This is a genomic window from Vibrio sp. 10N.222.52.B12, assembly GCF_002875385.1.
GTDB classification, from domain to species: Bacteria; Pseudomonadota; Gammaproteobacteria; order Enterobacterales; family Vibrionaceae; genus Vibrio; species Vibrio jasicida.
The window spans coordinates 1-23,648 of record NZ_MDAW01000047.1; the positions used below are offsets into that span (position 1 = coordinate 1).

The 23,648-nt window shown below is 45.2% G+C and carries 18 protein-coding genes; 11 read left to right on the forward strand and 7 right to left on the reverse strand.

Annotation, left to right across the window (positions count from 1 at the left end; translation table 11 throughout):
* Nucleotides 1-1,086: efflux RND transporter permease subunit (locus BCT11_RS03285; protein WP_198593905.1), on the reverse strand; the 1,086-nt coding region annotated here is incomplete at its 3' end.
* A gap of 2 nt (nt 1,087-1,088) precedes the next feature.
* Nucleotides 1,089-2,231, reverse strand: a complete 1,143-nt coding sequence (locus tag BCT11_RS03290) for an efflux RND transporter periplasmic adaptor subunit (protein ID WP_102387093.1) — start codon at nt 2,229-2,231, stop codon at nt 1,089-1,091.
* Between the two features lie 763 nt (nt 2,232-2,994).
* On the opposite strand from BCT11_RS03290, the gene BCT11_RS03295 reads away from it, so the two are divergent.
* The 3 genes from BCT11_RS03295 to BCT11_RS03305 all read left to right on the forward strand — a co-directional run bounded on the left by BCT11_RS03295 (nt 2,995) and on the right by BCT11_RS03305 (nt 7,017).
* Nucleotides 2,995-3,900 carry a LysR family transcriptional regulator gene (locus BCT11_RS03295; protein ID WP_102387094.1) on the forward strand — a complete coding sequence of 302 codons (906 nt, stop codon included), beginning with the start codon at nt 2,995-2,997 and terminating at the stop codon, nt 3,898-3,900.
* Between the two features lie 115 nt (nt 3,901-4,015).
* Complete coding sequence (locus BCT11_RS03300) at nt 4,016-5,452, forward strand: DUF1254 domain-containing protein (RefSeq protein WP_102387095.1); 1,437 nt, start codon at nt 4,016-4,018, stop codon at nt 5,450-5,452.
* A gap of 23 nt (nt 5,453-5,475) precedes the next feature.
* Nucleotides 5,476-7,017, forward strand: a complete 1,542-nt coding sequence (locus BCT11_RS03305; protein WP_102387096.1) for a sulfatase-like hydrolase/transferase — start codon at nt 5,476-5,478, stop codon at nt 7,015-7,017.
* A 130-nt stretch (nt 7,018-7,147) separates the two neighbouring features.
* Here BCT11_RS03305 and BCT11_RS03310 read toward each other — a convergent pair whose 3' ends face one another.
* On the reverse strand, nt 7,148-8,356 hold the full coding sequence (locus BCT11_RS03310) for an outer membrane protein transport protein (protein ID WP_102387113.1): 1,209 nt from the start codon (nt 8,354-8,356) through the stop codon (nt 7,148-7,150).
* Between the two features lie 81 nt (nt 8,357-8,437).
* On the reverse strand, nt 8,438-9,841 hold the full coding sequence (locus tag BCT11_RS03315) for a DUF1214 domain-containing protein (protein WP_102387115.1): 1,404 nt from the start codon (nt 9,839-9,841) through the stop codon (nt 8,438-8,440).
* 197 nt (nt 9,842-10,038) lie between these two features.
* Here BCT11_RS03315 and BCT11_RS03320 point away from each other — a divergent pair, with 197 nt between their 5' ends.
* Nucleotides 10,039-11,184, forward strand: a complete 1,146-nt coding sequence (locus BCT11_RS03320) for an anaerobic sulfatase maturase (RefSeq protein WP_102387117.1) — start codon at nt 10,039-10,041, stop codon at nt 11,182-11,184.
* Nucleotides 11,185-11,277: 93 nt separating this feature from the next.
* Here BCT11_RS03320 and BCT11_RS03325 read toward each other — a convergent pair whose 3' ends face one another.
* Entirely contained in the window at nt 11,278-13,998 is a 2,721-nt protein-coding gene (locus tag BCT11_RS03325) for a DUF2339 domain-containing protein (protein ID WP_102387119.1), read from the reverse strand.
* A gap of 243 nt (nt 13,999-14,241) precedes the next feature.
* On the opposite strand from BCT11_RS03325, the gene BCT11_RS03330 reads away from it, so the two are divergent.
* A complete protein-coding gene (locus BCT11_RS03330) occupies nt 14,242-16,035 on the forward strand; it encodes a sodium:proton antiporter (RefSeq protein ID WP_102387121.1) in 1,794 nt (597 codons plus the stop codon).
* A gap of 249 nt (nt 16,036-16,284) precedes the next feature.
* The gene (gene fni, locus BCT11_RS03335) at nt 16,285-17,304 is read left to right on the forward strand and encodes a type 2 isopentenyl-diphosphate Delta-isomerase (protein WP_038868297.1); all 1,020 of its coding nucleotides are present in this window, start codon (nt 16,285-16,287) and stop codon (nt 17,302-17,304) included.
* A gap of 72 nt (nt 17,305-17,376) precedes the next feature.
* Here the strand turns inward: fni and BCT11_RS03340 are convergent, their stop codons facing one another.
* Nucleotides 17,377-18,264, reverse strand: coding sequence for a LysR family transcriptional regulator (locus tag BCT11_RS03340; RefSeq protein ID WP_102387123.1), 888 nt, complete (start codon nt 18,262-18,264; stop codon nt 17,377-17,379).
* Nucleotides 18,265-18,415: 151 nt separating this feature from the next.
* On the opposite strand from BCT11_RS03340, the gene BCT11_RS03345 reads away from it, so the two are divergent.
* The 3 genes from BCT11_RS03345 to BCT11_RS03355 all read left to right on the forward strand — a co-directional run bounded on the left by BCT11_RS03345 (nt 18,416) and on the right by BCT11_RS03355 (nt 20,685).
* Nucleotides 18,416-18,853: a PACE efflux transporter gene (locus BCT11_RS03345; RefSeq protein WP_102387124.1), complete on the forward strand. Its 438-nt coding sequence runs from the start codon at nt 18,416-18,418 to the stop codon at nt 18,851-18,853.
* A gap of 117 nt (nt 18,854-18,970) precedes the next feature.
* Entirely contained in the window at nt 18,971-19,234 is a 264-nt protein-coding gene (locus BCT11_RS03350; protein ID WP_038868301.1) for a DUF3012 domain-containing protein, read from the forward strand.
* A 269-nt stretch (nt 19,235-19,503) separates the two neighbouring features.
* Nucleotides 19,504-20,685 (forward strand): diaminopropionate ammonia-lyase, encoded by a 1,182-nt coding sequence (locus tag BCT11_RS03355; RefSeq protein ID WP_102387125.1) that lies wholly within the window; start codon nt 19,504-19,506, stop codon nt 20,683-20,685.
* Between the two features lie 106 nt (nt 20,686-20,791).
* Here BCT11_RS03355 and BCT11_RS03360 read toward each other — a convergent pair whose 3' ends face one another.
* Nucleotides 20,792-21,277 carry an Lrp/AsnC family transcriptional regulator gene (locus BCT11_RS03360; RefSeq protein WP_045376038.1) on the reverse strand — a complete coding sequence of 162 codons (486 nt, stop codon included), beginning with the start codon at nt 21,275-21,277 and terminating at the stop codon, nt 20,792-20,794.
* 310 nt (nt 21,278-21,587) lie between these two features.
* Between BCT11_RS03360 and BCT11_RS03365 the strand changes: the two genes are divergently transcribed.
* Nucleotides 21,588-22,355, forward strand: a complete 768-nt coding sequence (locus tag BCT11_RS03365; RefSeq protein ID WP_038868307.1) for an aspartate/glutamate racemase family protein — start codon at nt 21,588-21,590, stop codon at nt 22,353-22,355.
* Nucleotides 22,356-22,394: 39 nt separating this feature from the next.
* The gene (locus BCT11_RS03370) at nt 22,395-23,588 is read left to right on the forward strand and encodes a M20 aminoacylase family protein (protein WP_102387126.1); all 1,194 of its coding nucleotides are present in this window, start codon (nt 22,395-22,397) and stop codon (nt 23,586-23,588) included.
* The last annotated feature ends 60 nt before the right edge of the window (nt 23,589-23,648 follow it).

Here is a 23,648-nt window from a genome sequence, read left to right on the forward strand (position 1 = left end):
AGGAATTACGCAACAAAGCCGCATGACAAAGAAAACGAGGATTATTGCTTCTATTAAGGTTTTTACCACCTCTTCTATAGAAAGTTTTATAAATGGAGTTGTATCCATCGCTTTTGTTACTTTCAAGCCTTCTGGAAAGCTTTTGGATAACTCAGCTATTTTAGAATCGACCGCTGCTTGTGTATCAATTACGTTTGCACCAGAAGCCAAAGTGATACCTAATCCGGATGTCCCTTTCCCATTAAAGGTCGGAATTACGCTGAAGTCTTCACTTGATAGCTCTACTTTGGCGACATCTTGCAAGCGAACTTGGGAGCCATCGGCATTCACTTTTAAAAGGATATTTTTGAACTCATCTGTAGAAGTTAGCAAGCTCTTCGCTTTTACAGTTGCGTTGAACTGCTGGTTTTTTGCTGCAGGTACGCCACCTAATTGCCCTAAAGTAACTTGAGTGTTTTGCTTTGACACTGCCTCATAGACGTCATTGGGTGTCATTTTGAAGCTGTTAAGTTTATTTGGATCTAGCCAAATGCGCATAGCGTAAGAAGGACCAAACACCCGAACATCACCCACGCCGTTTACACGACTGATTGGATCTTTTACATACGAGTTAACGTAGTCTTGAATGTCACCTGTACTAATGCTGCCATCGGGGGAATAAATTGCAATCGTAGAGATAAAGCCTGAAGTGCTTTTACGGACTGAAACACCTTGCGCTTGTACTTCAGCAGGCAATCCACTTTCTACTTGTTGTAGATTATTTTGTACTTGAACTTGCGCAGTATCGGGATCCGTCTCTGCGCTGAAGGTTAATGTGATAGTGACACTGCCGGAGGAATCACTGACTGACGACATGTACAACAAGTTGTCAAGGCCTGTCATTCCTTGTTCAATAACTTGTGTGACGCTGTCTTCTATATCTTCAGCTGAGGCTCCGGGGTAGGTTGCACTAATTTGAATAGCAGGAGGCGCTACCGTTGGGTACTGGGCTATCGGCAATGAGCGAATAGCGAAAACGCCGCCTAACATGATCACAATTGAGATAACCCAAGCAAAAATTGGTCGCTTTAGAAAAAATGTAGACATATTTAAAACTCGGTATTTTGGTTTGCTGGTAAAACACTATCGATAGTTATAGGCGCACCGTCTTCTAGTTTTTGGAAACCGTTAATGATGACTTTATCCCCTTCACTGAGCCCTTCAAGGATCTCCCAATTAGTCCCTACTTCTCTGCCTAACTTGATTTCCTTCTTGATTGCATGGTTATCATTATTCGCGACATAAACAAATGGATTCCCATTGGTGTTACGGATCACGGTTCTTTGGGGAATTAAGATTATGTTGGAGGCCTCTGGTCCCTGAATTGTTGCTCGAACAAATATACCTGGTAAGAGTTGTCTTTTAGGGTTTGGAATAATAGCGCGCAATGTCACGCTACTGGTTGATTCATCTACTGTAATATCAGAAGACTCAAGCTCGCCAATTGGTTCGTATTGGCTACCATCTTCAAGCTTTATAGATACAGAGACTGTTGTGTCATCTTTCTTTTGGAGTCCAATTAAATCTTTTCGTATTTTTTGTAATTCAAGAGAAGACTGTGTCATATCCACATAAACATAATCAAACTGTTTAATAGTTGTTAAATAAGAAGATTGTTCTGCAGTCACCAAGGCCCCTTCGGAAACTGTCGATATCCCAATTCTGCCGGAGATAGGGGCTTTAACGTTGGTGTAAGATAATAAGATGTTTTGGTAGTCTAAATTTGCTTTTGCTACATCTACCTCTGCTTTTGCTTGCTCGTAAGTGGCTTTGGCATCGTCATAATCTTGTTGACTTGCTAGTTTCTTACTGGCTAGCTCTTCGTATCTACTCAATGTTTTCTGGGCGACATTTCGGTCAGCCTTGGCTTTTTTGAGGTTTGCCTCAGCATTTTTTACATTGGCTTCGTATGTGGCGGGGTCGATCTTGTAAAGGGTTTCCCCTGCTGTTACCCTTTTCCCTTCGGTGTACAAACGCTCTTGAATAATTCCTGTTACTTGAGGACGAACTTCTGACTCTTTAAGGGCTCGGACGCGTCCAGGTAATTCAACCGATGGGTGGTATTTTTCGTGTTTAACTTGAATAACATCAACCGACGTAGGGCTACGTTGAACTGTATTTTCATTGTTATCATCACAGGCGACTATATTAGCGAGCAATAAAAAACACGTTAATATACGGAGTATTATCATTGAGATTGCCTTACATAAGTTTAAGTAGGGAGACGTAACTAAAGCTTAACATTGACAAATTTTCTCAACGTTAACTTCAGCATAGTAAAAATATTCTAAAGCTGTGTAAGTATCTACTTAAACTAGTGTAAATGAGTGTAAATTAAAGGTGTGTTTTGAAGGGCTTGTTCTTTTTTATTGGGGCTTAATTAATGGTGTAAAAACACTGACTTATTTATCGATAAATTGACATGTGCAATAGGTTTATCATGAATGGAATTGGTTTTAATTATTTCAAAAACAAAAGTCGTAATCTTGAATTGAATATTACCACAAATGAGAATTAGGAAATTTTATTATCTTTAAGTATAGGTTTCTTCATATTTTTACTACGGCTTCTGTAGTGGATGCCGCTGAAGGGCGAATTGATATTGATGGCAAAACGTTGTGAGGAAGTTGTCATAATGGAAATAGCAATGCTCTTCGTTGCATAATGACATTGAACAAGTTCAAGTGTTCGATTGTAGCGAAAAACACCTTCCTCTCGATCTAACTGAGTGACGAGAATTAATGTGTGTAGAGGCTCAGCTTGTCACTTTTTGACTTAGTTCAACCAAATTACGCAACAGAGTCAAATATATAGATAAATCGGGCTCTAACGTTAAGCGTTAAATGAGCTTATTTCAAAGTAACTTAGCGAAGCCAGAAAATTTTTCACCGTCTTGACATGCATAATCCAACTTATTGAATGATAATGAGTTGATTAACTTAGGATGGAAACGAAATGGGTAAAGACTACAATCTCTTGCATGTATTGTTGGTGTTGGCAGAAGAAAGGCAAACCGTACTTGCCGCTAAGCAACTGAACCTGAGTCAGCCAACCATCAGTGTGATGCTGCGTAAATTAAGAGAACAGTTTGATGATCCGTTGTTTGTTCGTGACAAGAACACCCTAGAGCCGACACCCAAGTGTGAGAAAATCCTACAAACCCTGCCGACTGTGCTGGATCAATTAGATTCCCTTTATCTAGAGAATACCCAATGGGATATCCACTCTGAAGAAGAAGAGATCGAGCTTTATTTTGCTCCTCCATTACTTACACTGCTTGGTGTTCCGCTGATAAAAAAACTAACGGAACTCACTCCCAACCTAACCGTGCAATGTCAACAATGGGATCTAGACACAGTGACTAAACTCGATTCACATCGCCGTAGTTGGGGAGTAACTTATTTACCTTTAGAAACCAATAAGAGTTTGGTTCAACGAGACTTGGGGGCTGATAAGTTTGGCTTGTTGATGCGAGTGGAACACCCTCTCAAAGACAGTGTGATTGAAGAGATTGTCGATTATCCAATTTGCATCTGTGCGATTCCCGGCAGCAACGCTGCCTCTCAAGCAGAGAAAGTGCTTCATCAACATAAAATTGATAAGAACATTAATGCTCGAGTTGGGGATTTAAGCCTTATGCTCCAACTCCTTAAACAGAGCGATTATATTGGCATCTTACCGCAACGCTTTCTAAGTGTGCTTGGTGAAGAGTTCCGCTTTATGCCGCTTCCCGAGCATATTATCCCCAGTCATCATCGTCGCCATATGGCGTTGTTTACCCACCAACGTCATCGTCGTCATCCTCTGACAGATTGGCTTGAAAATCAAATCAAACTCACATTAGAAGAAACCGAAGTTTAGATGCGTTTGTCATAAGTTAATAGCTTCGTGCAATCCCTATTATATTTCTTAATAGATGGTATAGAAAAAGGAAAAAACGAATTTAGATAAAGTGTGCTGAAAGAGGAGAAATCTTATGAAGCACACTTTAACCAAATGGGTGACAGGAACACTATTGGTATGTAGTTGTTCAACCTATACCTCTGTTTATGCAGCAGAAGCAACACCGACTCCGGTAGCAGAACAAATAAGCCAAGCACTGAATACCGAATCCTACACATTAGGTGTAAATGCTTACCTTTGGGGATCGACCTTAGTTCGACTTGAACGCATTGCTCGGCAATATACCGATGTTTCTAAACCGCAAGCTGCAACAAGTTATCGAGCACCTCTCAACCAATTTGGGCACGCTCGTCAATTGCCTGGTCCGGCGGATACGGATATGCCAACGGCAAACCAAGACACACTCTACTCCAGTGCCATTCTCGATTTAAGCCAAGGTCCAATCGTACTATCAGTGCCAGAAGTCAAAGACCGTTACTACGTGATCGACCTATTTGATATGTGGCATAACCTATTCAAGTACGTGGGTACAAGGGCAACGGGCAGTCAACCTCATCAATACCTTATTGTGCCTCCGGGTTGGGAAAAGCCAACAGATCTTCCCTACGATTTGACGGTGGTTGAAGCACCAACGACCAAAGTGTGGTTATGGGGACGTACACAAGTCTTTGGTGAACAAGACTATCCCGCCGTTCATGCGATTCAAGATGATTACAAGTTAACGCCGTTGGCGGTTTATGAAGGAAAAGCGAAGCACGTTGAAACCAAAGCGTTGGCAAAGCAACCTGGTGATGACTCAGATCCATTGAGATTTTTTGTCGAGCTTGGAGAATACCTAAAAGCGAACCCTGTCGATGAACGTCAACGCGCTCTATTGGGGCAGTTTGCGAAGATTGGTTTAACCAAAGATGGCTTTGACCGTTCTCGCCTTACCCCTCAAACGCAACAAGCTTTGGCGAAAGCAATTAAAGATGGTGAGGGTATTGTCAGTGCCCAAATCGGTAACCCAGCCAATATCATCAATAAAGACGGTTGGAATTACTCATTTGTTCTTGATCAATTTGGTGATGACAACGCGTTACGTTCCATGATTGCGCATCCTTATCTAGGAGGTCAAGGGGCTATCGAAGCGCTTTATCCATTGGCGTATACCGATGCCAAAGGTGCGCCGCTAACAGGTAAAAAGAACTACACCATGCATTTTGATCAAGCGCCGCCTGTTGGTGCTTTCTGGTCGGTCACAGTGTATGACGCGAAAAGCAAAATGCTGATCGATAACGCTTTACAGCGCTATGCGCTCAATAGCCAATCCCCTTTACAGAAAAATAAAGATGGATCGTTTGATCTGATCCTATCTCATCAAAAACCAGCAGGTGTGAAGCAAAGTAACTGGCTTGCTACGCCTGAAGGTGGCTTCTACGTCATCACTCGTCTGTATATTCCATCTAAGCCGATTCTCGATATGAAGTGGACGGTTCCAGCCATCACCACCGAATCATCAACACAATAATTGAAAGGTAGGGTAGTCGTATTATGAAAAAATCTTTGTTAGCACTCGCCATTGCATCGAGCGCATCGTTTCATGTTGTGGCGGCATCAGGTCAGCCGAATATCGTAACCATCATGGTTGATGATGTGAGCCCAGCAGACATTTCTGCATATCACCGAGGCTTGGGTGCGATTGAAACACCCAATATCGATCGCATTGCTAAGAGCGGTATGATGGTCAGCGATTATTACGCTCAAGGCAGTTCTACAGCTGGCCGTTCTGCTTTCATTACGGGTCAATATCCTATTCGAACTGGATTAACGACGGTTGGTCAACCGGGTTCAAATATAGGTATTCAAGATCAAACACCGACTTTAGCGCAGATGTTGAAGGACAAGGGCTATTCAACCGTTGCGGTGGGTAAGGATCACATCGGTGATCGCAACAAGTTTCTACTGACTCGCCATGGCTTCGATGAGTTCTTTGGCTTTCTTTATCACTTGAATGTAATGGAAATGCCAGAACAACCAGAGTTTCCACAAGATCCTAATTTTGTAGGTCGACCACGTAATGTCATTCACTCTGTTGCAACGGATAAGTTCGATAGTAGTAAAGACCCACGTTGGGGCACGGTTGGTAAACAAAAAATTGAAGACAAAGGTCCGCTCACCAGTGAACGTATGAAGCATGTTGACGATGAGTTTGTTGATTTCGCTACAAACTGGATTGATGAGCATCAGGCAAACGCGCCGGATAAGCCATTCTTCATGTGGTTTAACCCATCTCGTATGCACCAACAGATTCATGTTAAAGACGAATATCTCGGTGCGAGTGGACACACTGAATATTTCGATGCACTGAAAGAGTTGGATGATCAAGTTGGTGTGCTATTGGATAAACTGGACAAAGAAGGTTTAACCGATAACACCATTATCATGTTCACTGCAGACAACGGTATCAACTTGGATCATTGGCCGATGGCTGGCTCAGCACAATTTAAAGGTCAGAAGGGCACGACGTGGGATGGCGCATTCCGTGTGCCAATGCTCGTCAGTTGGCCGGGCCATATCCCTGAAGGCCAATACACTGGCGAATTCATGACTTCGGAAGATTGGGTTCCAACTCTAATGGCGGCTGCGGGTGAAGATAACATCAAGCAAAAGCTGTTGAACGGAACCAAAATCAACGGAACAAGCTTTAAAGCGCACCTTGATGGTTACAACCAGTTGGACATGCTGACTAAGGGGGAGAAGAGCCCACGTAAAGAGTTCTTCTACTTTAACGAAACGGATTTGAATGCGGTTCGTGTTGGTAAGTGGAAAGTGCATTTGAAGACCAAAACGGAGTGGGTTGAGCCAGCGAAGAATTGGCCTTTGGGTATCTTAATGGATATTAAAGCGGACCCATACGAACGTTCACCGGAAACTCGCGGTTGGTTCTTATGGATGAAAGAGCGCTCTTGGGCTGTGCCAATCATTCAGAAAGAGATGGCTAAATTCCAGAAATCGATGAAAGAGTTCCCACCCGCGCAAAAGTCAGGTGGCATCGGTATGTCTGACCACAGTATTGTGGATAGCAAGAAGTAGTGATGTAGTTAGAAAGCAATATTAAAGAGGAAGTGAGTTGTTCACTTCCCCTTTTTTATAAATCAATATGTTATTTAAGCGGTGGTCACGGTCCAAACCATAATCTAAAACAACTCTCGAAACTAAATTTCTAAAAAGCCATGTTTACGAGTAAACCAAAAAACTGATTCTGGTTATCGAACTGGCCTTGCATGGTGTCTGTAGAAATATCTGGGTCGCCATAATCGACATAGCTGTAATAGCCGCTTAAGTTGATTGTTGAGCTCCACTGGTAGTTCATCCCAATGCTGTATCTATGTTGGCTATCGACTGGGAGATCGGCCGCCTGCATGCTTGCCTCATCAAGAGGCGAAGAAGCGAATCCCACGCCCGTTTCTAGCCTTAGTTTTGGTGTGAGTTGGTATCTTGCGCCAATTGCGGCTGACCAAACGTCTTCAAAGTTTCGTGGTATTTGAGTGAATCGGTCGTCGTTAATTTCAACATGAGTGGATTTATTCTCACTCCATTGTTCAAAGCCAAGGCTCCAAACTAAACTGAGCGGTGTCGTGATTTGATGTAAACCAGAGAGCTCCAATTGACGAGGGTTCAGGACCGTCACTCCAGCTTGTCCAGACATTGCTGGAACGTCTTTATAAATCGGCCCTGTAATATGATAACGAAATGCATCGGTATTGAGCTTTCCGGTTAGGTCATGGTTCATCTCAGAACGATAGGCCAATCCAAGGCGGTTATCTTCGTCAATCTGAAACATAGCCCCTAAGTTATAGCCAAGCGTCCAAGAATCTGTCTCTAAGTGTGCGTGATCAATGAGGAGATTTTGTTCATAAGTGGCGTAGTCGATTTGCAACCCCATCCCCACAGACCAGCGCGGATTAATTTGATAAGAGAAGCTTGGGTTAAACTGAAGCACGCTCAAGCGTAAATCGTTAAGCTCCATTTTCCCGGCGTAGTCAGTGCCATAATCTAATGCACTGCCGCCTTGAGCAGCAAAGCTCATTCCAATATGAATCTTGTCCGATAGAGGCTGCGCATAATAAATAGAGCCATAAGGCTGAAATCCGCCAGCGTCGTTCGCACTCTGGCTAGCATCATTGTCGTCGTAGTTGATATCAAGCGCCATCGCAGCGAGATTTACCGAAAGAGATGGAGTATCTAGGTAAGACATACCTGCAGGATTACTGAAAGCGACGGATGCATTTTCTGCGACAACGGCACCGCCAGCACCTGCGGTACTGACCGACATTTGGCTCATCTCAGAAACAAGCGTACCTGCTGCATTGGCTTGAAAGGCGAAGAGTAAGCCACTGGCAATAAGGGAGAGTGAAAAGGGTTTGTTCATTAAAAGGTCGTCCTCTTAAAACGGCACTACCTCGCTTAGCAGAGTATTCGCGAGGCAGTGTCGTTAGAAAAAGTGGTGTTATTATTGAGTCTTAGTGACTTGTGGCAGCGAATACTGGTTATTAAGAATCTCTTTTGACGGCTCATACAAACGCATGTGTAAGTAAAAATCGCCTTCAGGTGCAGGTAGCCAGTTACATTGTTTATCGCTCGGCTTGTCGTGTTGAATACAGACGGTCAGTGAACCATCTTGGTTGTATTGCAGTTCGTCTTTTCTCAAGCTAGATATGGAGTAGCGATCGATCGGATTATCGACCATAAATAGATGCTTGGCATCATACATAGTCAGAGACCAGAAAGCGTTAGCAGGTGGGTTAACTGGCATGGTCATCCGGTATTGATTTTTGCCATTGAGTTGTTGATTATCTGAGTCGGTGTAACGGTTCGGATATAAAGCGCGCTCTGGTGTATTCAGCCCCGCCGCTCGATAGTTGATGGTTGCTCGGCTAAGGTAATCGCTGCCGTAACGGCCACCTTCATACATCATCGACCAACCGTTGTTCTTAGTGCCTACAGAGCGACTCGCCCATTTAATAATGTTTTGTGAGCTTTCAAGTGCACGCAGCAAACCACGTTTCTGTGCCTTAGAAAGAATCGTAGGATCGAACGGCTTTTCTCCGCCAATACCAATGTATTTGAATTGCTCCACCATTGCGTTGTCTTCTGGCAATGGGTTTTGGCGGATCTCATTGTCGATGGCAGCATACCAATCTAGTCCCTGTGGCAATTTCGGTGCTGGAATCGCTTTGGAAGATTTTGCCAACGGCGCGGCGGAATGATTTTCTCCCAACTCCGACAATGGGTAGTTAATAAACTGTTTGTGGACGGCTTTCGCTGTATTTAGATCTTTATTACCCGCGACTGCTATTCGTTGGATGTACCAAATCATTGGTGTGCGCGACTCGATGACTTTATCGATCCCAGCAGGTACTCTGCCTTTCCAACCTTTGTTGACCAGTAACACTTTACTGCCTTTCGTGCCAACGTTACTGGCAATCAAATTGTCAATCGCTTCTGAGTAATCGTCCAGTAGTTGAACGATAAAGTAGCGGTCATCGGTTTTTGGGATCTCAAGAACTAAAGGGCCGGTTTGGTCTAAGTTGATGTGAGATTGTGAGTAGAGGGTGTCGTTATTAACGGTAGGAACAATGTTGTCCTTTGGTCCCATTAATCTATAGGTTTTGCCCATTTGGTTTAGTGGTGCCATCCCGTTGTCCATGGGCTTATCTACGGACGTGGAGGTTTGTCGAACCATGGCAACCGTTAATGGGCCAGCGCCGTAAATCATTGCCTCTACACCGAGTGTGTATGCCAATTCTTCTTCTGCAGATGAGGTGCTTTGTTTTGGGGGAGCAGCTTGTACTGGATAACTATGAGCTAGGGTAAGCGTTAATGGCAGTAATGCGAAAGATCGTTTTAACAGCATAGAACCTCTTAGACGGTGATGGTTTTGTCGTCACATTTGGTAAAAAAACCAAGATAACAACCGTATGAACCAAACGAAAATTGAAAGAGTTAATACAAGGTATAGGGATTTATAATTCGGTTTGAGCAAGAGTGTTTTTTATACTGGCGAGGTTATGCCATTTAAGTGGCTACCGTTTTTCTTTTTGGGGTTTCGCTATGTCATCGTCATTACCTTATAGCTTGTTCATTAAAGCTGAGGGAGGAAAATGCAATCTGGATTGCCACTACTGTTATTACTTAAAACATGAAGATCCAAATTCACCGACGATGGACCGTCAATTGCTAGAGTCACTGGTTCGTGCTCATATTGATGCTCAACCTGATGGTGCATCACAAGTTGATTTTATTTGGCATGGAGGCGAACCGCTGCTCAGTGGGTTAGGGTTCTATCAAGAGGTGGTTGATTTACAAGAGCGCTACAATAAAGGCAAGAAAGTCATCAATACATTGCAAACGAATGGCACCTTGATCAACGCTCGCTGGGCCGAGTTTTTCCATCAAAATAACTTCATGATCGGTATCAGTATTGACGGCCCTAACTTGCTCAATGATATCGCCCGTATTGATAAGCAAGGAAACTCTTCGTTTGAGCGCACTATGCGAGGAGTCAAACACCTCAAGCGACAAAAGGTCGAATTTAACACGCTGACTGTGGTGAATAATAAAACCTATCAACATGGCAAAATGATCTACCAGTTTCTCAAGGAGAACGGCAGTGATTATCTGCAATTTCAACCATGTATCGATCATGAACTGGATCGCCGTAGTGAGCATGACTGGACATTAACTGGCAAGCAGTGGGGGCGCTTCCTTTGCGATGTGTTTGATGTGTGGCGCGAAGGAGATGTGGGTAAAGTCTACGTTCAGTTCTTTGAAAATTGTTTGATGGTATTGATGGGTTATCCAAGCCAAATGTGTCATCACAGTGCGAAATGTGGTCAGCAATTGATGGTCGAATCCAACGGTGAAGTGTTTAGTTGTGATCACTTTGGTTATGATGACTACAAGCTTGGTCAACTTCAAGAAACCTCGCTCCGTCAGATGGTAAACAGTGAAGCGCAGTTTGCCTTCGGACAAGCAAAACAAGATGAGCTTTCCAACCAATGCAAGCAGTGTGACTTTTTGCCGATGTGCGAAGGTGGTTGCCCGAAAAATCGTCTGCTTAAAACGCCTCAAGGCGAGTCGCATAATGTGTTATGCGAGGGGTATGAGATGTTCTTTCAACATGCATTACCACACTTACTACGAATGGTCGATGCGATGCAAAAAGGCCACTCACCCGCATATTATCAGTTGTTTTAAGGTTGAATTGACGACAAGTGCTTGTTATTCAATTCAAACGATTCCCGAAAGCAATGATAACTGCAATCGGGAATCGCGACTTTGATTAAGCGTCTATTCAGTTTGCTCTTCGGGTGGAGCTTCGGTTGGGTGGGCGAGTGAACGGTTCAGTTTCTGGAACAACCAACCCAGTGCAATCAATGAAGCGCCTAAGCCCAAGAAGCTGATGGCTCGCCAGAATCCGTCTAGTGAGCGAACATCCCATAAGAACACTTTAAGTGCGACACAAGCCAGCACAGCCAAGCCGATGCGCTGAATCGTCATCATTTTACGCATGACACCTCCCCAGGTTAGCAAGCCGCCAACAATCAAGCCAGCAATCGAGTAGGTGAACAGCTCTGCCATGCCCGTAGGTTGCTCAAGCGTCATCGAGATTGGTTGCCAGAACTGACGAATCGACATACCTAACCACACGGCTGCCAGAGTTAGACCAAATCCAGCAACGAAAGTGTATGGAATATGTAATGTGTTCCAGCGTTTGTAAGTGGTAACAATTAGGAGCGCTGCAGGCAGTAACCAACCAAGTGACAGCATGTTAAACAGTGGCATAGCTCCGGCAGAAACGTTGTTGACCATCAATGGTGATTCGCCACTGTTGAGTAAAGCAATAAACAGAACAAAAGCACTCCACAATAGGTAACTGTATGCTTGATAAACACGCTCTAATTGCTGTGCGAATTGGCTACGATAGCTATAAACCAAACCCATCACCAGTGCTTGGTTGGCAAATACAACGGCCGATGTGAAATCCATATCGCCGAGATAGCCATAATGCCCTGTTAACCAGTAGTTGGTTTGGGTAAATATCGCCATTAAGAACACATGCAAAAAAGCCCCTTCAAACCAATTTGCTAAGTCAGTATCTGAGCGATGTAGAACGGTACGAGCGTAAGCAAGAATCACTAACGAAGGTAAATAGCTCATTAATACCCAAGCCCAATGCTGTGAATCAATAGGTTGCCACTCTGGAATAAATGGTAATAAGGTTAGGCGAACCACCAAGATCCCCATAGCTACTTTGACTGCCCAACTGGCAGGGCGGAACAAGTTGGCCTGAGTCTGCAACGCCATAACCGCCACTTGAATCGAAATGGCAGTCGTGAGCCATGTGTCATTCAGCCAAACGAAAGCGGTTCCGGCAAGGATGGCATGCATGATGGCAGAACATTCCAGCGCCAGAGCTTTGAACCTTTGTCCGAGTAAGGCGTAGTAAACCGCAATCGCTGCGGTGAAGAGTGTCCAACCTAAAACATGACGGCTCATAAACTCGTATGTGTAGAGCAGGGTAATCAAGGTCATCGCAGGAACAAGTACAAGGAAGAGGATGCCTGTCAGTTGCGAACGATCACTTGCCAGTGTCTGACTTAACGTTCGCAGTGCAATCAACGCAATACTGACGCCGAGTGCGACCAGTACCGGCGTTTGCCCTTCTGCCATGTAAATGGATTCAAGCGCGATAGAAAGCAGCATGATCGCGGTAGAAGGCACCAATATCGATGGTAAATAGACTCTTAATGACCAAGTTTTACGAACTGCGGGTAGCCAAATCATGGTCGTAAAGAAGGCATAGAAGTAAATCATCTCAGCGGTATCAACGCTAGACATGCGAGCTAATGCCGACAGCACTAATAATGTCATCGCGAGAGCAATACCTGTCGGTGGATGTGTCCATCTGCCTTGGCAATGACGGTAACGCGGTTTGAGCATCCAACCCATTCTTGGCACCGCAAACAGCAGGTACAAACTCAGAGAAAGGAAGATCGCAAGCCATGAGAAAAGTTGCTCTATCGGCATGCTCTCAATCAGCAACAACATCCACAAAATATGTGGCACGGTAATAGATGGTGAAATCCAAGCGTGTCGGATCTTTTGCATCAGTAGCGTTGCGGCAACTGAAATTGCAGTGATGTAGCCCGCGAGTAGGTAATAGTTGGGCTCTGCATCGCCAATCCAAAGTGGGGCTGAATAACCACCGATTAAACCAAGCACGGCCATCAAAGGCCCTTGGCGTAGAGAAAGCGCTAAGCTCGAAAATGCCGCGCCTGCCAAGATCACCAGTGACGCACTTGGTGATAAGAGCTGATAGAAGACAAACGCAAAGATCACCGTGCAGTAGATGCCAGTTAACCCTGTTCCGGTAATGGCGGAAGGAACGTAAGTAAAGCCTTTCGCTCGTCCTGCTCGGTCTGGGGATTTCTGCTCGCGGCGATGGAACCATTCACCTGCTATCACGGTAGCAAGTGAGATGGAGAATGCGATGGTCACGCGCATGATTGGTGAGAACTCAATGTGACTGCCAATCACTTGTACAAGGTAACCACCACCAATCAACATGGCGAGCGCGCCAACCCAAACCAACCAGTTTTCTTGGATGTTGGTCAGCAGTTTATTGGCTTGTTTCTCAAACACGGATTCACTACTTTGTGCCAGACCACCGATATGAACTTCATCGAGCGAAGGGAGACTCGGTTCAACAATCGGAGGTGAGACTTCTTCGGCTGCCAGAGGCGCTGCTGTTGGCTCTGAAACTGGTTTTGGCGTTGGAGCATTGGGTTGTACGGGACTGTCTGGAGGTGTTGTTGCTTGCTGCGGTGCAGCACCGTGCTTAGGCTCTGGAGTCGGTGATGTATCTCTCTCAAACCAACGCGCACGCAGCTCTGCCAGTTCTTTATGAAGCTGAGACACTTCGTCTTCTAGCCTCGATATTCGTCCGACCGCTTTTAATGTAATGAGTATGGCGACAATCGCCAAAATAACCGCCAATGAGGTAAGCAACTGCTGTTCTCCCTTTCCCTGCTCCAGAATCCTTAACTTTGAGTAACTTAGCTAAGCTTAGTTCACTGTGTTACAAGATAACGCGATATACAACAGTGATAGAGAAATTTGAGAGGGAGTCGCATATTTAGAAGAACACGGACAGCTTGCCTGCTCTACACTATATTCATAATAGTTTTCAAAGTCTTAAATTGTGTAGAGCGTGAGCTCATCAGAACGACCATAAATGTTAGGTGATAATTGATGCAAGTGGGCAACGAAGCTCTGGTGCTGTCGGCGGTTGGGGTTATTGGCTTAGGGTGCCAATGGTTAGCGTGGCGGATGCGTTTGCCGGCGATCTTATTCTTATTGTTGGCAGGTTTGATCGTTGGGCCATTCTTACAGTGGCTCAAACCCGATGAAATTCTCGGGGATTTACTTTTTCCCTTAGTCTCTCTCGCAGTGGCGGTGATTCTGTTTGAGGGCAGTCTAACCCTAAACTTTAAAGAGATTCGTGGTGTGAGCGGTTCGGTGTGGAGCATTGTGTCTGTCGGCGCGATCATCTCTTGGGTAGCCACCAGTGTGGCGACGCACTATTTCCTTGATTTTACTTGGGAGCTTGCGATTTTGTTCGCCAGTTTAACCGTTGTGACTGGTCCAACGGTGATCGTGCCATTGCTGAGAACCGTGCGCCCAAGTTCCAAATTAGCCAATATTCTGCGTTGGGAAGGAATCTTAATCGATCCATTAGGTGCGTTGTTTGTGGTGATGGTGTACGAGTTCATCGTTTCGCACAATGCCGTGAACAGCGTCGAAGTGTTTGGCACCATCATTGCGGTGGGCTTGATCCTCGGTGTCGCTTCTGGTGCTGCGGTGTCTACCGTTTTGCGCAGAGCTTGGTTGCCAGAATACCTTCAGCCCTTTGCGGTATTGATGGTGGTGCTCGGTGTGTTCTCGATTTCTAACCAAATGGAATCGGAAGCAGGTCTACTGACCGTTACTGTGATGGGGATGTGGCTGGCGAACGCCAAGGGCATCAATATTCAGCAGATCCTGCACTTTAAAGAGCACTTAACCATATTGTTGATCACCGGGTTATTCATCTTCTTGGCGGCGCGCATCAGTCTTGATGATTTTGCTACGCTCGGTAGTGGTGCGGTGTTGTTGTTTGTTTTTATGCAGTTGGTGTCGCGTCCACTTTCGATTTTCGCTTCAACCATTCGCAGCAACTTAACCTTCAAAGATAAGCTGTTCCTCTCTTGGGTTGCGCCGCGCGGTATTGTGGCGGCGTCCATCTCATCCCTGTTTGCCATCAAACTGACGGAATATGGTATTTCAGAAGCCATGCTGTTGGTGCCAATGACCTTCATGGTGATCATTGGCACGGTGGTACTACAAAGTGCGACGGCTCGCCCTATGGCTAAAGCGTTGGGTGTGGCTGAGCCGGCGCCAAGAGGCTTCCTATTGATTGGTGCAAACCGAGTGGCTCAAGAGATAGGTAAAGCGCTGGCGAGATACGATCGCAAAGTTCTGCTCACTGATTCGAACTGGGACTACATTAGCCAAGTTCGCATGCTGGGTTTAGACCATTACTACGGTAACCCGATCTCTAGCCACGCTGATGACAACCTGAATCTGATTGGTATTGGGCAAGTGGTGGCACTGACGCCAGACCAACACTTCAATATCATGGCGTGTATGCAATTTGTCGGCGAGTTCGGCGAAGATAAAGTACATTGCCTGCAGAAAACCAAATCTAACGGCAATGAGAAACACTCGGTTGCGGAAGAGTATCACGGCAAATTATTGATGGGCGGCAACGTCAGCTACACCCAAATGGCGAGTTTGTTGAGCCAAGGAGCTGAAATCAAACACACTAAGCTGAGTGAGAGTTTCACTTACCAAGATTACCTTGAGCACCACAAAGACAATTTGGTGATTCCGCTTTTCCATGTTGAAGAGAAAGGCAAAATTCAATTCTGTGATGATCCAGACCAGTTCATACCACCTACAACCAGCACGGTGGTGGCGCTTATTCAATCCGTCGAGGCTAAATAGCCTAAATGACACAGAGAACTGCCACTCTTGGCACATCGGGGTGGCAACATTGTTAATCGTTACCCAAGCTTATTAGAGCAGTGAGGCGCAGTGTTTTAAACGCAGCGCCTCGATATGCTTTCTTAGTCATAAAGCGAGAGCGCACAAGGCTCGATTCGGTAAATAAATTGTTCAATTTCCGAATTTTCGCATTGACGACAATGGCAAGGATCGCAATACTGCGCGACTGTTTTACTTTAGGGTGACATTATGGCTCCGCAATCTAATCGCAAAGACTTACATCTTGACGCTGTTTTACATCATGACATGAACATGAAAAGCAAAACGGCGGGCTTTGAGTCTATCGAATTCGAGCATTGCGCATTGCCTGAATGTGACTTTAACGCCATCGATCTTTCGAGCGAGTTTCTTGGCCATTCATTGACGCTGCCGTTCTTGATCAGTTCCATGACGGGTGGCGCAAAAGATGCAGAGATCATCAACTGTCGTCTGGCAGAAGCGGCCAGTGAAATGGGCATTGCGATGGGGGTTGGTTCGCAGCGAGTGAGCCTAGAAGACAGCCTACATTCAGGTTTGGGCAAAACCATTCGTGATCTCGCTAAAGGCGTGCCTTTGTATTCCAACTTGGGTGCCGCTCAACTGAGAGATAAACAACGTCTCGATAACGCTCAACGTGCAGTCGACTTTATCCAAGCGGACGCTTTATTTGTGCATCTCAACCCTATGCAAGAAGCCTTTCAGCAGAATGGTGACCATGATTGGATTGGTGTACTTAAATCGATTGAGCAGCTAAAACAGCGCGTTGATGTCCCGATGATCATCAAAGAGGTCGGCTTTGGCATCAGTGGTGCAGTAGCCAAGCAGCTTGTGGACGCGGGTGTGGATGCGATTGATGTTGCGGGCGCTGGTGGCACGAGTTGGTCTGCGGTTGAAGGTTACTGCCAAACAGACAACAAGATGCAGCGCGCTGCGGAGCTATTTCGTGACTGGGGCATTCCAACGGCCAAGTGTCTAGAGCAAATCCACGCTCAATACCCTAACTTACCTTTAATTGCCTCTGGTGGCGTACATAACGGCTTAGAAGCGGCAAAAGCGATACACCTTGGTGCTAACCTTGTTGGCCAAGCTGGTGCGGTATTAAAAGCTGCGACAATCAGCACGCAATCTGTCGTCGACCACTTTGAACAAATGGCATTAGAGTTACGTTTAGCGTGCTTTGGTACAGGTTCTGCGAATCTCCAAGCATTGACCCAAGCTCGTCGTCTTTAGCTTCAATTAGGCTTGAACCCTGTCTAGGTCTCGGAGCGTTTCTAAAACTTGAACCTACAAAACAGTTTTGGATTATTCGTCCTGATAGCGATAGCTCTGCAAGGTTTTTACTAGTGCTTGCAAAACCGGGCCCATACCTCGGGTTCGAGAAACTAAACATCCAACTGTCGTGAGCCAGCCATCAAATTCGTGCGCAACGGGTAGGGCAACTAGCTTACCGCTCTCAATCTCATTACTGACCACTCTTTCTGGCAATAATCCCCAACCAACGTTTTGACACGCTAAGTCGGTCAGCGTCTGATGCGAATTAGCAAACCATAACTGAGTGCTGATGGCGTAACTGAACCACAGCTCTTTCCTTTGTGCGCTGCGCAGTACCAGTTGGCGATGGGCTTTGAGCTCCGCATCATGAACCACCGATAGCTGTGCCAATGGGTGAGAAGGCGAAGCCACGGTGAGAAAACGAGTGTACCCAAGGGTAAAGAAATCCATGTCCATTTTTAGCTCACCATCAGCCAACACGATACCCACTTGCGCTTTTCCTTTTCGAATCAACTCTTCTATATCAAATGTCGGTGCGGTAATGATATCGAACTGCGCAATAGGGAATTGGTCTGCCAAGCTGGCAAATTGCGCCAGTAGCGATTGGTTGATGAGAGATTCATCCACCGCAATCACTAGCTCGTGTTCGTAGGCTTGCTCTAAGGACTCGACTTTTTGGTCGAAGAATTTCTGTTGATGCAGAATGGACTGAGCGATGGGCAATAAGGCTTTACCGCTATCTGTGAGTGTCGGTGTGTTTTTCTCTCGATTGAACAGCTCTTGGTTAACTGCGATCTCAAGGTTAGCGACAGATTGGCTTACACCTGATTGCGCGCGCTTTAGCTTTCTTGCGGCTGCGGAGAAGGATCCTGTTTCGCACACGGTGACAAAGATTTTGAGTTGTTCAAAGCTGTACATTTCAATACCTAAAGAGGATTTGGATGACACTCATCCGGAAAGTATCGTTGTAAGCTATCACTATTCGTGATGGTTGTTAACTTTCTCTTCGTTATCTAGCTGTCATAATCCCCGCCACTTAACTTGTTCCATGTAAAGTTGTGAGGTTTTTATGGGAGCGTTAGAGCGTGTGTTTCACGCCGTATTATTTGAAGTATTGGCAATCAGTTTATCCATTATTGGTTTGGCATTGTTTACAGATCATGAGGTCAGTGCATTATCAGGAACCATGATAGTCGTTGCGACCATCGCGATGATTTGGAATTTCATCTTCAACTGGATATTTGATCGCTTTGCGACAGGGGCAAAAGAGAAACGTACAATCCGACTTCGAATCGTACACGTGGTGTTGTTTGAAGCGGGTTTGTTATTTGCCACCATTCCGGCGATGGCGTGGATGCTAAAAGTCAGTATGTGGGAAGCGTTTGTCATGGACGTGGGCGTGACGATTTTCATTACCCTGTATGCGTTTGTCTTCAATTACATCTATGATCATGTTCGAGCGTATTTGGTTAAACGCCGAGTAACGACTTCGATGCAGTTAGGCTGATTTAAGGGAATTTCGTCACTTTTACGGAGCGTGAGTCGATAAATTGTCGTTGGCTTAACACGAGCACTGATATTTTGGGTATAGTTCATTCATCAATTGAAAGTGGAACCTAAATTTATGAAAAAACTGGTAATGCTACTGTTAGCAGCAACAGCGCTAACAGCATGTTCTGACGAAGTGGGTACAGAAGCTTGGTGTAAAGACATGCGCGAAAAGCCAAAGACAGAATGGACAACAGACAACGCGGTTGATTTCGCGAAGCACTGTGTTCTGCAAGATGGCATCGGTAGCGAGCAGTGGTGTAAAGACTTAAAAGAGAAGCCGAAAGGTGAATGGACGGCAAACGAAGCAACAGGTTTCGCTAAACACTGTGTGTTTTAACGCTTTTCATAATTAAATTCTCGAAGCAAAAAGCAATAAACGAATCCATCGTATTCATTGAATACGGTGGATTTTTTGTAAGTGGCGTTAAGTCGCACTAGGTGAGGGTTTTCCTCGCTCTTCTCAGTATTAAGTATCAAAAAAAAGCATTTTACCGAAGCATAAGGCACTAATACTGCATCGAGTCTCGTTAAACTTGAATGGTTGGCAATTTCATATCACATGAGCATATGAGGTTGAATATGAGAACAATTTAAGGACGAGCATCTATGCAGTTATTGACGGGTAAATTGAGCCACTTCTCCAATCCTTCCGCGCATTCTAGCCTTACGTATTCAGATGAACAAAAAGAGATTCTTAGTGTAGCGAGCGCTCGGTTAGCGATAGACACGATTTCTCAATGGCCAGGTTATGCGGTTACGCCTCTTCATTCTTTGCATTCCATCGCAGATGGCATCGGAGTGTCATGCCTTTGGTATAAAGATGAATCACAAAGGTTTGGACTCAAGAGCTTCAAAGCGTTAGGTGGTGCGTACGCTGTTGCTCGTCAGTTGCAGAGTGTCATTTTGCAGCGTTATGGCAAACAGCCAACAATAAAAGAGCTGCTCCAAGGTGACTGGAAGTCTGAGGCGGCTGAAATCGTAGTCAGTTGTGCCACAGATGGGAATCATGGACGCTCTGTTGCTTGGGGCGCACAAATGTTTGGTTGTGGGTGTGTGATTTATATTCACAAAGACGTTTCAGAAGGTCGAAAACACGCCATGGAATCTTTTGGTGCGCAAGTGGTTAGAATATCTGGCAACTATGATGAATCAGTGCGCTTAGCCGACAGTGAAGCAAAAGTACACGATCGTGTGATCGTTTCCGACACGTCTTATGAAGGCTATATGGAAATCCCCAAAGATGTTGCTCTTGGCTATACCGTAATGTTGTCTGAAGTTGTTGCGCAGCTTGACGGCGAAATCCCGACTCACGTGTTTGTACAAGGCGGAGTTGGTGGGTTAGCGTCCGCAGTTTGTGGTTATTTCTGGGATCTGTGGGGAGATCAGCGCCCAAGATTTATTATCGTAGAGCCAGAACAAGCGAATTGCCTTCAAAAAAGTGCGCAAGCAGGGAAACCTATTGTTGTTGAGGGGGACTTAGAGACCTTAATGGCAGGGTTGGCGTGTGGTGAAGTATCAGTATTAGCGTGGGACATTCTTCATAACGGCGCAGATGATTTTATGACGTTAAGCGAAGACGCAATCCCTCAGGCGATGCGATTTTTGGCTCATGGAGAGAATCGTATCGAAGCAGGGGAGTCCGCCGTTCCTGGTTTTGCGGCTGCAGTGCTCGCTCGCCAAGATAGCGACTATGCAACAGCGCTTGGTTTGGGACCAGAAAGTAAGGTATTAGTGATAGGTACAGAAGGGGCAACGGACCCTGAACTCTATCGAGAACTGGTGAAATGAGACTCTGAATCTGTTTAAAGCCATCTGATCAGTTAAAATCGTTAAACGGCGCTTGAAAGGAGGCGCCGTTTTTATGTCTACTAATGATGGCCTTTTCTCAATTTTCTCATTGGTCATCAATGGGAATTGTTAAACCCACTTTCACGTTGTCCATTACCACGTTGGTTTGAAAGCTCTTAATATTGGCATTATCGAAGAAAGCTTCTCGCGTAAATTTGTCATAACCTTCCATGTCTGCCGCAGTGACAATAAGAATAAAGTCTGAACTTCCCGTCACATAGTAACACTGTTGTACCGAGCGATTTGCTGTCATCTCTTTCTTAAAGTTATGCATCAAGTCGACTCTTTCTCTTTCCAACGTTACTTGCACAACAAAAGTCATGGTTTGGCCTACAGCCTTGGGATTAACAACAGAGACATCGGCTTGTATTACCCCTTGCGCCCTCATGCGCTTTAATCGACGCTGTACCGCTGCTGGCGATAGCCCTACCTGATCAGCAATAGTGTCTGAAGTCGCTCTATTTGAATGCTGGACAATGTCGAGAATTTTGCGGTCGAAACTATCGACGGAAAGTGGTGGCGTTGACGTCATGACGATCGATTCCTTTCTGCCTGTAATGGATGGAAGCCATATGGTGAGCTAATCATGCTCTGGCTCCGAATTGTGACCTCACTCATGAGCGAATGTCTTGTTTTTACTAATTAAAGGAAAACCACTATAGCTCACCAAAAATGCAGAAAATCCGCACAATATGGGAGTCATTCGATGAAATTCCTTGTTGTCGTCAAGGCATTATTAATCTTGTAAACAAAATGTAAAGCAATAATAAATCGAAACGAAAGGCGAATTGACATTACCAAAACGTCAGTTTCAGCAAGATATTGATGGATAGGATGCGAGCATGGAAGTGGGATCAATAGCGCTACAGAATGAACTGGATAATCTTGCGAGCGCAGGTCGTGTGGGTGTTATTTCGCTGGCGACAGACTTTAATATCGAGAACGATTTACGCCAACTATTCCCACAAAATGTCGCTTCATTTACCAGTCGAGTGCGTAACTACAACCCGCTAACCATAGATAATCTGCGTCGTATGGAGCCTAGAATCCAAGAGGTTGCGGATACGATTCTTCCTGGGACAACGCTAGATGTGGTTATCTATGCGTGTACATCGGGCACTATTGCGATCGGTGAACAGCGCATTGCCGACCTTATTCAGGCACATCATCCCGATACAAAAGTGACAAACCCAGTCACTGCAGCACTCGCTGCTTTTGAACGATTGAACATAAAGCGTGTATCTATTCTTACGCCCTATACGCAAGCAGTAAACCAAGACGTGGCCGCCTTTTTCTCAACGGTAGGTATCGAAGTACTGAACATCGTAGGCTTTGATTTTGAAGATGACACCGCGATGACGTTCATCTCTCCAAATGATATTACTCATGCGGCAATACAAGCCTGTCATCCCGATGCTGACGCCGTTTTCATTTCTTGTACCGCGCTACGAGCGACCACGGTTATTCACGATATTGAAGCTGCGATAAACAAGCCAGTGTTGTCTAGCAATCAAGTACTGGCTTGGCACACTTTAGCTTTACTCCACTATCCCAAAAACATTAAAGGTTTTGGTCTCCTTTTAGATCAGCACTTACCACTAAATCTTTAATTACCCCGCTTTGAAACTGATTTTAAAGGACTTTTTGTTATGCATTTATCTACGCCTATCGACCCTAATCAGCTCTCCTCTGAATTGATTCAAAACATGATGGAATGGCGACAGCATTTGCATCGATTTCCTGAATGCGGGTTTGATGTTGATATGACGGCTGATTTCATTGCAAGCGAGCTGCAAAGCTTTGGCATCGAAGTGGTTCGTAATATCGGGAAAACTGGCTTAGTTGGGATCCTGCGTCATGGACAAAGTAAAGCCAGCATTGGTCTTCGAGCCGATATGGATGCGCTTCATGTCCATGAGAAAAATACTTTTTCTTACTGCTCTCAGCATGACGGGAAGATGCATGCCTGTGGGCACGATGGGCATTCAGCAATGCTACTCGGTGCGGCTTGCTATCTTGCTAAGCATGGCGGCTTTGATGGAACCGTTTATTTCATATTCCAACCGGATGAGGAACATGGAAAAGGCGCGCAAGCCATGATTGATGATGGGCTCTTTGAACGTTTTTCTATTGATGAAGTTTACGGCATTCACAACTTCCCCGGATTAGCGGAAGGAAAACTGATGGTGAGGCCTGGTTCATTAATGGCGAGTGAGAGCAGCTTTGAAATTGTGATTAAAGGCGTTGGTGGGCATGCGGCTTTACCACATCAAGGGATTGACCCTTTAGTAGTGGGGGCTCAGGTTGTGTTGGGCCTACAAACCATTGTTTCGAGAAGTTTAAGTGCAATTCATGACTCTGCGGTGGTATCCGCAACCGAGTTTATCACCGATGGGACGGTGAATGTGATTCCAACGACAGTGACCATAAAAGGTGATTGTCGCTGTTTTACCGAGCAGAGCCTTGAGATCATCAGAACACGTATGGAGCGAATTGTAGCTGGGATCTGCCAGTCTGCAGGCGCTGATTATACCTTCGAATTCATCAATACATTTTATCCGACGATCAACAGCGATGAGCAAACCGCTTATGCCATCACGACGGCTCAGCAAGTTCTGGGTGACGAAAACGTGAATGGTAAGTGTGACCCGATAACCATCTCAGAAGATTTTTCCAGTATGTTGCGTGTTAAACCGGGGTGTTATGTGTTGCTTGGAAACGGCATCAACTCTGTAGGTGGGTGTGCACTGCATAATCCGGAATACGATTTTAATGACCGAATCTTGAAGTTCGGGGCAAGTTACTGGATTCAATTAGTAAGCAATCGATTGAATTCATTGTAAGGAGAATAGCTGGCGGAGGTTTTGGAAAGAAGTTGTCCTCTGTGAGTTCAGGATAAGCGA